We start from the raw sequence: 13027 nt of genomic DNA on the forward strand, positions 1-13027 counted from the left end.
TGCAAACTCCACCATAACGATGAACCCGGTGGCCACCAGCGACGCCGCATTCCGGGGTGGGGCATGCCCCACCCCGGAATACACCATCGCCTACACCGGAAATTACACCACGAGCGCGGACGCTAACTTTTTCCTCCATGGCGTCGAGGAAACCGCGCGAGCCTCAGCCGGCGTATTTCGGTCAATTCTGGCGCTCAAGGAACGCATTGAACGCGAGGTTCTGCCGCGCTTCAGCCATCGCCGTCAAGCAAACTCCCAGCAGCTCATGCGCAACCTTTATGCCCGGCCCGTCATTGACGTGAAGGCGGCTACCGAAATGCTGTCCACCACAACCAATACGGCAGCCTCGCTGATCAACGATATGGTTGAGCATGGCGTTCTTCTGGAGGTGACAGGCCAGCGGCGAAACCGGCTATTTTTGTTTCACGAGTATCTTGAGCTGTTCCGCAAGTAGTGCCGAGGGGCGGAGTGAAGCACGCCTCAGCGCTCGCCGCGGGGGCGCACCGATAGCGCTAGCAGGCCCTGATGGGCGATGACGTCGCCGGCGCCGCCGGCGGTCTTGATGGCGCGCTCCGCCTCCAGCATCCGGACAATGGCGCTCTTCAGCCGCTCGGCCGACCAGCGGCGGGCCTGGCCTGCCACCAGTTCCTTTTCCTTCCAGAAAACCGGCGGCCGCAGCGCGCCAATGGCGGCGTCCAGCGCCTCGCCATCGGCCATGCGGGCGCGGATGTCGAGCAGCTGCCACAACCGGCGGGACACAGCGCGCAACAGCGCGATGCCGGCCTCGCCTTCCTCGGCCAGCCGGTCGATCTGGCGGGCGACCTCGTCCGGGCGCTGGCCGAGCACGGCGTTGACCAGCTTGTCATAGCCGGCCTGGCCGAAATCAGCGCCAATGGCTTCAAGGTCGGCCTCGGTCACCGCGCCATTGCCGCCGGTCGCCACGCCCTTGTACAGCGCCAGCTTGTCCAGCTCGTTGCGGGCGATGTCGCGTTCCGGGCCAACCGCCCGCATCAGCAGCTCCAGTGCGTCGCGGTCCAGCGACAGCCCGCGCGCCTGGGCCTCCGTCTGGAGGAACTGCGTCAGCCGGGCGCCTTCCTCGGCGTAGCAGGCGATCGCCAGTGCCGCCGGGCTCTCCTCGGCCAGCTTGCGCAGCTTGGAGGTCTTGGCCAGGTCCCCGGCCGTGGCCACCACCAGATTGCCCGGGGTCGCCAGTTCCAGCAGCGCCTCGACGCCGGCCAGCGCGGCATCGGCGATGCCGGTGACGCGGATCAGCTTGGCGTCGCCGAGAAACGGCAGGCTGGCGGCCTCGTCGGCCAGCCGGCTGGTGTCTTCCGCCGCCTGCTTGCCGTCCAGCTCCACCACCGCGAACGGGTCGTTGAGGTCGGCGACCACCTGGGTGGCGAAGGCCCGCGCCCGCTCGCGGATCAGTGCGTCGTCCGGCCCGAACAGCAGTACCAGGCGAACGCCCGGCTCCAGCCGTTTCAGCGCCGCCTGAAGCTGGGCGGCGTTGGGTTTCACCGGGTGGCGCCGGCGGCCGCCGGCCCGCTGGTCCTGAAGTGCAGCCCGAGCCGGGCGGCGATGGCGCGGGCGGCAAGAGTGGCGTTGCGTTCGCGCGCGGTCTGCTCGGCGGCGACCACCGCGTATTCGCTCTGCACCACGTCGATGCCGGCGTCCGACCGCGCCCGGTCGGTGAGCACCACCTGATTGCTGGCGAGATCGACCAGCTGATAGTCGGCGACCAGCGACACCCGCTTGCGCGCCACCGATTCGTCGCCGCGGATACCGAAGCCCTCGATGGTCTCGGTCATCTTGATGTCCAGCCGGTACCGGACGCTGCCTTCCGGGCGGATCACCCGCAGCAGCTCGTCGCGCAGTAATTGCCCGGCGCGATCCGGCAGCAGCGGCACCTCGATGCCCGCCAGCTGCTGTGCCGCCACGCCCTGGCTGCCGTCGGCATAGATCGGCTGCAGGCCACAGCCGGGCAGGCCCGCCATCAGCGGGGCGGCCAGCAGCATCAGGGCGAGACGGCCGCGCATCAGGCGACCAGATTGACCAGGCGATCGGGCACCACGATCACCTTTTTCGGCGTGGCGCCGGCGAGCGCCCGCTGCACCTTGTCGGAGGCCATCGCGGCGGCCTCGGTGGCGGCCTTGTCCAGACCCTTGGCGAGCACCAGCGTATCGCGCAGCTTGCCGTTGACCTGGATGGCGATGGTCACCTCGTCGACCGCCAGCAGCGCCGGATCGGCCACCGGCCAGGCGGCTTCCGCCACCAGCCCGTCCTGACCCATGTCGCTCCAGGCTTCCTCGGCCAGGTGCGGCATCATCGGCGCCACCAGCTGCACCAGCACCAGCAGGCCCTCGCGCTTGGCCAGGCCCAGCGCGTCCGGGGTGCCGGCCAGTGTGTTGACGAATTCGTACAGCTTGGCCACCGCCTTGTTGAACTGCAGCCCGGCGACATCGCGGGTGACGCCATCAATGGCTTTGTGGGTCGCCTGACGCAGCTTGCGGGCAGCGTCGGCATCGCTGTCGGCGTCGGCGTCACGGACCTCAGGCCAGCTTTCGGCGACCAGCCGCCAGATGCGCTGGGTGAAGCGCCAGGCGCCCTCGATGCCGGACTCGGTCCAGTTGAGGTCGCGTTCCGGCGGGCTGTCGGAGAGCATGAACCAGCGCACGGCATCAGCACCGTACTGATCGACGATTTCCGTGGGATCGACCGTGTTCTTCTTGGATTTGCTCATCTTTTCCGAGCGGCCCAGAGTCACGGACAGCCCGGTTTCCTTCTCGAACACGCCGTCGTCGCGCTTTTCCACCTGGCCCGGTTCGAGCCAGCGGCCATCGAGCGCCTTGTAGGTCTCGTGACAGACCATGCCCTGGGTGAACAGACCCTTGAACGGCTCCTCGATGTCGATCTTGCCGACCGCCTTCAGCGCGCGGGTGAAGAAGCGGCTGTACAGCAGGTGCAGAATCGCGTGCTCGACGCCGCCGATATACTGGTCCACCGGCAGCCACCACTCGGCGGTGGCCTTGTCGAACGGCCGGTCGCCGGGCTGGCTGGCGAAGCGGATGAAGTACCAAGAGGAATCGACAAAGGTGTCGAGGGTGTCGGTCTCCCGCCGGGCCGGCTTGCCGCAGCTCGGGCAGTCGACATGCTTCCAGGTCGGGTGATGGTCGAGCGGGTTGCCCGGCTTGTCGAAGGTGACGTCGTCCGGCAGCGTCACCGGCAGCTGGTCGCGCGGCACCGGCACGGCGCCGCAAGCCTCACAGTGGATGATCGGGATCGGCGTGCCCCAGTAGCGCTGGCGGCTGACGCCCCAGTCGCGCAGGCGATAGGTGGTGGTGCCCTTGCCCCAGCCCTCGGCCTCGGCACGAGCGATGGCGGCGGCCTTGCCGTCCTCGACGCTCATGCCGTCCAGAAAGCCGGAGTTGGCCAGCCGGCCGGGGCCGTCATAGGCTTCCGCGTCCACCGCGAAGGTGGCCGGGTCGGCATCCGCCGGCACCACGACGGCCTTGACCGGCAGATCATACTTGCGGGCGAAGTCGAGGTCGCGCTGGTCGTGCGCCGGGCAGCCGAAGATGGCGCCGGTGCCATAGTCCATCAGCACGAAATTGGCGATGTAGACCGGCAGCTCCCAGTTCGGGTCGAACGGGTGACGGACGGTGAAGCCGGTGGCGAAACCCAGCTTCTCGGCGGTCTCGATGTCGGCGGTCGCGGTGCCCGAGCGGCGGCACTGGGCGATGAAGGCGGCGGCCTCCGGGTTGCCTTGGGCGACCGCATCGGCCAGCGGATGGTCGATGGCGATGGCACAGAAGCTGGCGCCGTAGAGCGTGTCGGGCCGGGTGGTGAACACCTCCACCGTTTCCAGCGTGTCGCCGCTGGCCAGCGTGGCCGGCCGGGCGAGCTGGAAGCGGAACTTCAGACCGGTCGACCTGCCGATCCAGTTCTCCTGCATCAGCCGCACCTTCTCGGGCCACTGGTCGAGCGTGCCCAGCCCGGCGAGCAGGCTGTCGGAGAAGGCGGTGATCTTGAGGAACCACTGGGACAGCTTGCGCCGCTCGATCGGCGCGCCGGAGCGCCAGCCGCGCCCGTCGATCACCTGCTCGTTGGCCAGCACGGTCATGTCGACCGGATCCCAGTTGACCCAGCTTTCCTTGCGATAGACCAGATCGCCGGCCAGCAGGTCGAGGAACAGTGCCTGCTCCTGACCGTAATAGGCGGGGTCGCAGGTCGCCAGCTCGCGCGACCAGTCGATGGCGAAGCCCAGCAGTTTCAGCTGGTCGCGCATGGTGGCGATGTTGGCGTAGGTCCAGTCCTTGGGGTGGACCTTCTTCTCGAAGGCGGCGTTCTCGGCCGGCATGCCGAAGGCGTCCCACCCCATCGGGTGCAGCACTTCATAGCCCTGGGCGCGGCGGAAGCGGGCGATGACGTCGCCCATGGTGTAGTTGCGCACGTGGCCGATGTGGATGCGCCCCGACGGATAGGGGAACATCTCCAGCACATAGGCCTTGGGCCTGGCCGTCTGGTCATGGGCGCGGAAGGTGGCCCGCTCCTCCCACACGCGCTGCCACTTGGCCTCGGCGGCCTTCGGATTGTAACGGGTCATTGCGGTTCTTCGGACTGTCGTCGGTTGCTATGCGGATTTCAGGAGGCGTCGCCCACCGAGCCCTGGCGCAGCTGCCGGGCCCGGGTGAGGATCGCTTCCTCCAGCTTCTGCACGGTGCCGGCCCGCACCACGGCATCCACCCAGGCGCCGTTCTGCAGTTCCTGACGCTGGGTCGAGACCTTCAGCGCGTCGGCGCGCAGATCCTTGTCGAGGATGAACACCGACACCTTGACGCGCTCGGCGGGCGTCTTGGGGTTGACGTACCAGTCAGTGAGGATGACACCGCCGTTGGAGTCCACCTGGGCCATCGGCATGAACGCCAGGGTGTCGAGGGTGGCGCGCCACAGGTAGCTGTTGACGCCGATCTGGGTGATGCGCGCCGGCGCCAGCTTGGCGGGTGCCGGCCGGTCGCTGCCGCCGCACGCGGCCAGCAGGCCAACCATGCCCAAAACCATCAAGTTCCGCCCGCGCACTACCATGTCTGCCTCATTCGACTCGGGGGACAATGTGTCCCGTAAGCGGTCCTTATAGACATGCGCCGGCCAACAGGCCAAGGCCTCAACAGCGCGTCGGCGGCTGCCCGGCGCACGAGTCTGTGGATTCGTCGCCACAGTTTCGCCCCATTGGACTTCAAAAGGCGGATAAAGCGACGGAAAGTCTGGAAATACCACGTATCAAACGCCATAGGAGGGTCAGGGAAGAGTCGAATCATGACCAGGTGGGCATATCTTGCGGGTCTTGCGATGACGGTCGTGGCAGTCAATGCCGCCGCCGCCAGTCCCGTGCGCGCCACCGGCACCAGTCAGTCCCGGGATGGCCAGGCTAGGGATTCCCAGGCCCGGGATGCCAAGGCCTCGACCTCCTACCTCTATTTCCGCGAGAGCGACTCCAGCATCAGCCTCGACCCGCAGGGACCGGGCGCGCTGAAGCCGGCGCTGATCGATGCCAGGCAGCCGGCACGGGCCGTCGCCTCGCCGCTGCGCGACGGCCGCGCCCGCAGCGCCGAACGTTCGTTCCTGTTCACGCCATCGGGCAAGGTTGACCGCAAGGCCTTCACGGTTGGCGTGACCTCGCGCGCCGCTGTCGCCAGCGCCGCCGACAAGACCGCGCCGACCTTCGACGTCGCCGGTTATAATGTCGGCATGGCGCTGGGCTATCAGGGCTTCTCGGTCGAGGCCGGCTACAGCCGCGTCGACGACATCCGCCGCGCCAGCGCGTCGGCCGAGGGCGTCGATGTCGGGCTGTCCTACCGCGGCAAGGACTGGAAGACGACGCTGCAGGTCGCGGGCGAACGCTATGGCGACGCTGACCACCCGACCACGCTGGGCATCGACAAGAGCTACAGTGTCGAGCTGGGGGGCAGCTATCTGCTGACGCCGCGCCTGAGCGTCAACGGCGGTGTCAAGTATCAGGTCACCCATCCGACCGCCGCCATGCGCGCCGGCGAGTCCGACCAGGTCGGCGGCACCGTCTACCTCGGCACCAACTTCAAGTTCTAAGGCGTTTCGCGGCGCAGTGCTGGTGTCAGTGCGCAGGTCGGCCGTGCCACGCGTCGATGGCCCCCCAGCCATGCGCCCGCCGCAAATGCCCCGCCTGATGTGACGTCATGCCACCCAATGCCAGCACGGGCAGGCCGGCGGCGCGGGCCAGACGGGCGAAACCAAGCGGCCCCAGCACCTTGCCGCCTGGGTGGCTACGGGTGGCGAATACCGGCGACAGGAAGGCGGCATCAGCGCCCAGCCGGCGGGCGCGCACCAGCGCCGGCCGGCTGTGCGCCGCCACCGTCAGCCGGAAGCGGCGGTGCGGCCGTCGTTTGCCTGCGCACCGTGCCAGCTGTTCCGGCAAATGGGCGCCGTCAGCACCGGTCCGTAACGCGGCCAGTATCGGCCCTGCCACCAGTACCACATGGCGGTGGCGGCGGGCGGCGCGCACCAGGGCCGCGACCCGTGCCCGCCCGCCCTCGCGAACCCGGACGATGACGCCGACATCGCGCGGCAGCCCGGCGATCAGCGCCAGGGCATCGTCGCCCAGACGATCGTCGGTGAAAAACCAGCGGGAAGGGAGCATCGAGGGAAGCATCAAGGACATCGCGGCACGGGTCTGCAGGTTTAACCCATTGATTATAAATTGATTCACGTTTGAGAGGGCTGCGACATCGCTTCCATCCCGAACGATCAGCCTGTATAGCTCGGCCATGCCCGATCCAGCCACCCCTGTTCCCGCTCCCGCTCCCGCTCCCGCTACGGCCGCCGGACGACTGACCGCCGTGTTCGACCGCATCGCCCGAGCCGCCCGCCCGGCCGGCCGCGATCCGGCCGATGTACAGCTGATCGCCATTTCCAAGACCTTCGGCGCCGATGACATCCGGCCGCTGCTCGCCGCCGGCCAGCGCGCGTTCGGCGAGAACCGGGTGCAGGAAGCGCAGGCCAAATGGCCGGCGCTCAAGGCCGACTACCCGGACGTGCGGCTGCATCTGGTCGGCCAGCTGCAGTCCAACAAGGCGGACGACGCGGTGGCGCTGTTCGATGCCATCCACAGCCTCGATCGCGAGTCGCTGGCCCAGGCGCTGGCGCGTGCGATGGCCAGGCAGGGCCGCCGGCCGGACCTGTTCATCCAGGTCAACATCGGGGCGGAACCGCAGAAGGGCGGCGTCGCGCTCGACGAGCTGCCGGCGTTGCTGGAACAGGCGCGCGGCCTCGACCTGCCAGTGGTCGGCCTGATGTGCGTGCCGCCGGCCGACCAGGCGCCGTCGCCGTTCTTCGCGCTGCTGGCCAAGCTGGCCCGCCGCCATGGCCTGGCGCGGCTGAGCATGGGCATGTCCGGCGACGTCGAGGCAGCGGTGCAGCTGGGCGCCACCGACGTGCGGGTCGGCTCGGCGCTGTTCGGCGCCCGCTGAGGCGACCGGCTGCCGCGCGCGGCTAGCGGATTTCGAGAGTCGAGCCGGTGTCGCAGCCGGCGACAATGGCCAGCAGCGTCGGGCGGGGCACGGCGATGCAGCCCAGCGTCGGCTTCAGGGCGCCGGCGTCGTCAACTTTGCTGCAATGCAGGAAAATCGCCGAGCCCAGCCCCGGTATGACGGGGCGGTCGTTGTGGCCCAGCACGACGATGAGGTCGTAGAGCCCGTCGGCGCGCCACAGCTGCTCGGCACTCACCGGGCAGGGATGGCGTACCGGCTGATTATAGGTGGGGGCATCGGCGGCGTCGCACCAGCCGGCGTCAGGCGTCAAGGCCTCGATCGCCAGCCCGGTGACCGGACGATCCAGCCGGTCGGGGCGGTAATAGAGCCAGCGCAGCGGATAACAGCCCAGCGGCGTCGCGCCATCGCCCTCGCGCTTGTCGGCCGCCGGCCGCACGCCGCCCTTGCCCAGCGCGCAATCGACCGTGCCGCCTGACCAGGTCAGGGTGCGGGTTTGGCTATCGACCAGCAGATGTTCGCTCATGACCGCCACCATACCGAAGCAGCCGCGCGGTGGCGACCGGCCTTACTGGGCGACCTCGGCCTTCTTCAAGCTCTGCAGCTTGTCGAGATTGGCGGCCATGCGGTTGGCGAAGTCGTCTGAGCCAACTTGTCCGCTGGCGGCATCGGCGCCGACCTGGGCCGCCTTGCGGGTCTGTTCGTCCTCCGCACCCTGGCCGAACGCGGTCAGCAGCGCCGTGAACTGGGCGGAACTCATGCTGACCGGCGCCACACCGGCGCCCGTGCCACCTGATGTGGTGCCGGTCGCGGTGGCGCCGGCCGCCGCCACCGCGGCTGCCGCGTTCTGGCTGCCACCGGCCGTGGTCGCCACCTTGCCCGCCGTCGCGCCGGCGGTCGATGTCAGCGGCGGTGTGGCGGTCGCCGTGGCGGTGTCGCCCTTGCTCCCGCCGAACAGGCCGCCGAAGATCTTCTCCACCAGATAGACGCCGGCGCCGACCGCCAGCCCGACCGGCCCGGCCACCGCCGCGCCCAGCCCGAGATGGCCGACGATCTTGGAGGTCTCGGAAATCTTGTCGCCGGTGACGGCGCGATACGCCTGCGACACCCCCGGCACATGCTGAAGCGGATTGACCGCGTCCAGCGCCTGGGCGAACAGCGTCGGCTTGCGGCCCTCCACGACGGTGGTGTTGCTGTAGGTCGTCGCGGCCGATGTGGTGCCTGCGGGCAGGCGCATGTCAATAGTGGTCGAAGCCATGGGTCACCTCTTTGCTGATCCTTGAAGCAAACCGCATGCCAGAAGAAATATCTTTTAATATCAGCCGGTTGCATCTGGCGACGCGCCAAGGCCGGCAAGCCCTGCCGATGCCGGCGCCGCGGGTGCCCTACAGAAGATGCCCGGTGCGGGCCTTCTTGGTCGCCAGGTAGTGGGCGTTGTGCGGATTGGCGGGGAACTGGTGCGCCACCCGTTCGACGACGCGGATTCCGCGCGCCTCCAGCCCGGCCACCTTCTCCGGGTTGTTGGTCATCAGCCGCACCGCGGCGAAGCCGAGCAGCGACAGCATCCGCGCCGCCGGCCAGAAGTCGCGTTCGTCGGTCTCGAAACCCAGCCGCAGATTGGCGTCCACGGTGTCGAAGCCCTGATCCTGCAGTGCATAGGCCCGCAGCTTGTTGACCAGCCCGATGCCCCGGCCCTCCTGGGCAAGATAGAGCAGCACGCCGCCGCCGGCATCGGCGATCGCCTTCAGCGCGCCGCGCAACTGGGGCCCGCAGTCGCACTTCAGCGACCCCAGCAGATCGCCGGTGAAGCACTCCGAATGCAGCCGGGCCAGCACCGGCGCGTGCCGGCTGGGCTCGCCGATGACGATGGCCAGATGCTCCAGCGCCCCGTCGTCGGCGCGAAAGGCAACGATACGCGAGTCGACCGCATCCACCAGCGGTACCCTGGCCTGGGCGACGATCTTCAGCCGGCTGGCGTGGGCCCGGCCATAGTCGAGGATCTCGGCCGTCGCCACCGTGCGCCAGTCGTCGGTGTCGGCGGGTTCGAGCACCACCAGGCCGGCCGGCAGCAGTCGGGCCAGCTTGGCCAGCTCCAGCGCGGCGCGTGCCGCCACACCGTGGTCGCCCAGCGCCAGCGGCCGGAATGGCCCCTTCATCGGCGTCGCCATGTCGGTCACCGGGTCGGCGGCGGCCAGCAGCTGGCCAAGGTCATCCCAGGCTTCGCGTCCCAGCAGCACCGCCTGGTGGCCGGCGGCGCGGCCGTCACTGGTGACTTTCAGGATCTCGGCCCGGCGGCCGGTGATCAGCAGCCGGGCGGTCTGGCCAGCGGTCGCCTCGAAGCGGGCCAGACTGTCGTCGCTGGCAAGATCGAGCGCCATGATCGCCAGCTGCCGGTCGCCGTCGGCCATCACCACCGGGCGGCCGCGACGCAACTCGTCGATGGCGCGTTCGACCGCCAGGCAGGCGGCGTCATCACCGTCGCCCGTCGCGGTGGGTGGCGTCACCACGCGAAACGCGCCACCAGCGGCGCATGGTCGGACGGCTTGGGCCAGCTGCGGGCGTCTTCCAGTACGTCGCAGTGCACGGCCGCCGGCGACAGTTCGGGACTCAGCCAGACATGGTCGAGCCGGCGGCCACGATCGGAGGCGCGCCAGTCGGCGGCACGATAGCTCCACCAGGTGAACAGCCGTTCCGGCGCCGGCACGGTGCGGCGGCCGAGGTCGACCCAGCCGTGGCTGGCCTGCAGCCGGTCGAGCTTTTCCACCTCCATCGGCGTGTGGCTCACCACGTCGAGCAGCTGTTCGTGGCTCCAGACGTCGCTGGGCAGCGGCGCGATATTGAAGTCGCCGACCAGGATGGTCGGCTGGCGCAGCGCTTCCGACCACGCGGTCATGCGGTCGAGGAAGTTCATCTTCTGGCGGAACTTGGGGTTGGTCTTGACGTCCGCCACGTCGCCGCCGGCGGGGACGTAGACATTCTCCAGCCGCACGCCGCCGGGCAGTTCAACGCCGATGTGGCGGGCCTCGTCGTTGCCCTGCCAGTCGTGGCTGACGGTTTCCCTGAGCGGAATGCGGGAGATGATCGCTACCCCGTGGTGCATCCGCTGGCCGTGCAGGTGCAGGTCGGTATAGCCGCGATCGGCGAAGAAGGTGGCCGGGAAGTCGCCATTGGCGGCCTTGGTTTCCTGCAGACACAGGATGTCCGGCTTCTGCTCGTCGAGCAGCCGCTCGACGATGGGCAGCCGGGCCCGGACGGAATTGATGTTCCAGGAAGCGATTTTCAATGAAACGGTCATGGTGCGTAGGTAAGCGAGCACAGGCGGCGGGGCAAGCCGGATGGCGCGCGCGGACGGCAAAACGAAAGGACCCCGCCTCGGGGGCATGAGGCGGGGTCCGGACTGCGCTCGTCACGCATACAGCAGCGGGGTCGGGCAACAGGGGGCAAATCCCGACAGGAGAATTGCTGCTGCCCTTCTAAAATAGGACTCCGCTGCTGAAATTTCAATAACGGCACGACGTGGCGGCTGAGTTTGATCGCCGCCACGGCACGTTCCGTCGTCGTCGGGCAAGGAACACTGTGTTTCCGGCCGTTCGGGAAGGGACGGCGCGCCGGCGGCCGCCGGCGTGCCATGCCATGGGCCACGCTGTTACTTGGGCGCGATCACCATCAGCATCTGCCGGCCTTCCATCCTGGGGTGCTGCTCGACCTTGGCGTACTCCACGCTGTCGGCCTGCACCCGCTCCATCAGCCGCATGCCGAGCTGGTTGTGCGCCATTTCACGACCGCGAAAGCGCAGGGTGATCTTCACCTTGTCGCCGTCCTCGATGAAGCGCTGGATCGCCTTCATCTTGGTCTCGTAGTCGTGCTGGTCGATGCCCGGCCGCATCTTGATTTCCTTGACCTCCTGGGTCTTCTGGCTCTTGCGGGCGGCCGCGGCCTTCTTCTGGTTCTCGTACTTGAACTTGCCAAGATCGAGAATCTTGCACACCGGCGGATCGGCGTTGGGTGAGATTTCCACCAGATCAAGCCCGACCTCGGCGGCAAGGTCGCGCGCCTCCCGGGTATACATCACGCCAAGATTTTCGCCGTTCTGATCGATGACACGGATGCGCGGCGCCTTGATGAACTCATTATAGGCGGGACCGGTCAGCGGCGGCGGGGGCGCCAGGGGGCGCCGGGACGACATGGGCGGACGGATGGCTCAATCTCCTTGATCGTTTCTGACTGCGGGCGGTGCCGGGACGTCCTGTCGGGATTACTCCCCCCGGGTGGACACTCCCGGCCCCCGCCGGCGCGCCACACAGGGCACGCAGGGCGTTTTCGCTATCATGAAACGTCAAGGGCGTAAATGTCGCAATTCGTTCCGGCATTGGCGCGCCGGGCCGGGAACGCTAGCATGAGCGACAGTGTGACGACGTTGCAACGTTTTTGTTCAGGATCATCGCCTGTCATGTCAGTCCTGCCCGGTTCGCAGTCCCGCCCCGCCCTGCCGCTGTCGGTGCTCGACCTCTGTCCGGTGCCAGCCGGCGCCACGCCGGGCCAGGCGATCGCCAACAGCCTCGACCTCGCCCGCGCCACCGAGGCGCTGGGGTACACCCGCTACTGGCTGGCCGAGCACCACAACACGGCGATGCTCGCCTGCTCGGTGCCCGAACTGCTGATCGCCCGCATCGTCGCCGAGACCCGGCATCTGCGGGTCGGCGCTGGCGGCATCATGCTGCCCAACCACGCGCCGCTGCATGTGGCGGAGACCTTCCGGGTGCTGGAGGCGATGGCGCCGGGGCGCATCGACCTCGGCCTGGGTCGGGCGCCGGGCACCGACGGCCGTACCGCCGCCGCGCTGCGCCGCTCGCTGGGCACCGGCACGGCGACCGGCGGCGAGGATGATTTTCCGCGCCAGCTCGCCGAGTTGCTGGCGTTCCTGGAGGACGACTGGCCCGCCGGCCACCCGTTCGCCAGCGTCCAGGCGGCACCCACCGGTGCCGGCATGCCGCTGCCGTGGATTCTCGGCTCCAGCCTCTATGGCGGCGATCTGGCGGCGGCCAACGGCTTCGGCTTCGGGTTCGCCCACCACATCCAGCCGGAATATGCTGAAGAAGCAATGGCGCGCTATCGCCGCCATTTCCGCCCCTCGCGCTTTGCCGCCAAGCCCCACGCCATCCTGGCGGTATCGGCGATCATCGCCGCCACCGACGACGAGGCCGAGGCGCTGGCGGCGACCTATGATCTGGCCATCGTGCGCATCCGGCGCGGCGAGGCCCGGCTGCCGCTGCCCAGCCCGGCGGAGGCGCGCGCCTACCGCTACGATGCCGACGAGGAGCTGGTGCGCCGCCATGCCCGCGGCCGGCTGCAGGTTGGCTCGCCGGAAACGGTGGTCGCCCGGCTGCGGGCGCTGGCGGCGGCGACGCAGGCGGATGAGCTGATGGTGACAAGCCTGGTGCACGACCACGCGGCGCGGGTGACGAGCTATCGTCTGCTCGCCGGGGCGTGGGGGTTGGCCAGGGCCTAGG

General features: G+C 68.7%; 13 protein-coding genes and 1 pseudogene. 4 read left to right on the forward strand and 10 right to left on the reverse strand.

Annotation, left to right across the window (positions count from 1 at the left end; translation table 11 throughout):
- Nucleotides 1-454 (forward strand): annotated as a pseudogene (locus ABU113_RS08535) (hypothetical protein); the annotation flags it as partial.
- Between the two features lie 26 nt (nt 455-480).
- Here ABU113_RS08535 and holA read toward each other — a convergent pair.
- Genes holA through ABU113_RS08555 form a run of 4 tightly spaced genes read right to left on the reverse strand, consistent with a single transcriptional unit; the run spans nt 481 to nt 5046 of the window.
- Nucleotides 481-1518: a DNA polymerase III subunit delta gene (holA, locus tag ABU113_RS08540; protein WP_454559088.1), complete on the reverse strand. Its 1038-nt coding sequence runs from the start codon at nt 1516-1518 to the stop codon at nt 481-483.
- Nucleotides 1515-2036 (reverse strand): LPS assembly lipoprotein LptE, encoded by a 522-nt coding sequence (locus ABU113_RS08545; protein WP_454559089.1) that lies wholly within the window; start codon nt 2034-2036, stop codon nt 1515-1517. Before ABU113_RS08545 ends, holA begins: the two co-directional genes overlap by 4 nt.
- Nucleotides 2036-4603, reverse strand: a complete 2568-nt coding sequence (leuS, locus tag ABU113_RS08550) for a leucine--tRNA ligase (protein WP_454559090.1) — start codon at nt 4601-4603, stop codon at nt 2036-2038. Before leuS ends, ABU113_RS08545 begins: the two co-directional genes overlap by 1 nt.
- 38 nt (nt 4604-4641) lie before the next feature.
- Entirely contained in the window at nt 4642-5046 is a 405-nt protein-coding gene (locus tag ABU113_RS08555; protein ID WP_454559091.1) for a DUF3576 domain-containing protein, read from the reverse strand.
- 300 nt (nt 5047-5346) lie between these two features.
- On the opposite strand from ABU113_RS08555, the gene ABU113_RS08560 reads away from it, so the two are divergent.
- On the forward strand, nt 5347-6102 hold the full coding sequence (locus ABU113_RS08560) for a porin (RefSeq protein ID WP_454559092.1): 756 nt from the start codon (nt 5347-5349) through the stop codon (nt 6100-6102).
- A 25-nt stretch (nt 6103-6127) separates the two neighbouring features.
- On the opposite strand, the gene ABU113_RS08565 is transcribed toward ABU113_RS08560, so the two are convergent.
- Entirely contained in the window at nt 6128-6670 is a 543-nt protein-coding gene (locus tag ABU113_RS08565) for a thiamine phosphate synthase (protein ID WP_454559093.1), read from the reverse strand.
- 127 nt (nt 6671-6797) lie between these two features.
- Between ABU113_RS08565 and ABU113_RS08570 the strand changes: the two genes are divergently transcribed.
- The gene (locus tag ABU113_RS08570) at nt 6798-7499 is read left to right on the forward strand and encodes a YggS family pyridoxal phosphate-dependent enzyme (protein WP_454559094.1); all 702 of its coding nucleotides are present in this window, start codon (nt 6798-6800) and stop codon (nt 7497-7499) included.
- A 22-nt stretch (nt 7500-7521) separates the two neighbouring features.
- Here the strand turns inward: ABU113_RS08570 and ABU113_RS08575 are convergent, their stop codons facing one another.
- The 5 genes from ABU113_RS08575 to infC all read right to left on the reverse strand — a co-directional run bounded on the left by ABU113_RS08575 (nt 7522) and on the right by infC (nt 11703).
- A complete protein-coding gene (locus ABU113_RS08575; protein ID WP_454559095.1) occupies nt 7522-8043 on the reverse strand; it encodes a L,D-transpeptidase family protein in 522 nt (173 codons plus the stop codon).
- Between the two features lie 42 nt (nt 8044-8085).
- Nucleotides 8086-8754 (reverse strand): hypothetical protein, encoded by a 669-nt coding sequence (locus ABU113_RS08580; RefSeq protein WP_454559096.1) that lies wholly within the window; start codon nt 8752-8754, stop codon nt 8086-8088.
- Between the two features lie 148 nt (nt 8755-8902).
- Nucleotides 8903-10024 (reverse strand): GTP cyclohydrolase II, encoded by a 1122-nt coding sequence (ribA, locus tag ABU113_RS08585; protein ID WP_454559097.1) that lies wholly within the window; start codon nt 10022-10024, stop codon nt 8903-8905.
- On the reverse strand, nt 10018-10812 hold the full coding sequence (locus ABU113_RS08590; protein ID WP_454559098.1) for an exodeoxyribonuclease III: 795 nt from the start codon (nt 10810-10812) through the stop codon (nt 10018-10020). Before ABU113_RS08590 ends, ribA begins: the two co-directional genes overlap by 7 nt.
- Before the next feature lie 351 nt (nt 10813-11163).
- Nucleotides 11164-11703 (reverse strand): translation initiation factor IF-3, encoded by a 540-nt coding sequence (gene infC / locus ABU113_RS08595; RefSeq protein ID WP_454559099.1) that lies wholly within the window; start codon nt 11701-11703, stop codon nt 11164-11166.
- A 264-nt stretch (nt 11704-11967) separates the two neighbouring features.
- Between infC and ABU113_RS08600 the strand changes: the two genes are divergently transcribed.
- Nucleotides 11968-13026 (forward strand): LLM class flavin-dependent oxidoreductase, encoded by a 1059-nt coding sequence (locus tag ABU113_RS08600; RefSeq protein WP_454559100.1) that lies wholly within the window; start codon nt 11968-11970, stop codon nt 13024-13026.
- Nucleotide 13027: the final 1 nt, after the last annotated feature.

It is taken from the genome of Parapedomonas caeni (assembly GCF_041060555.1).
In the GTDB taxonomy this organism is placed as follows: Bacteria; Pseudomonadota; Alphaproteobacteria; order Sphingomonadales; family Sphingomonadaceae; genus CAUJIW01.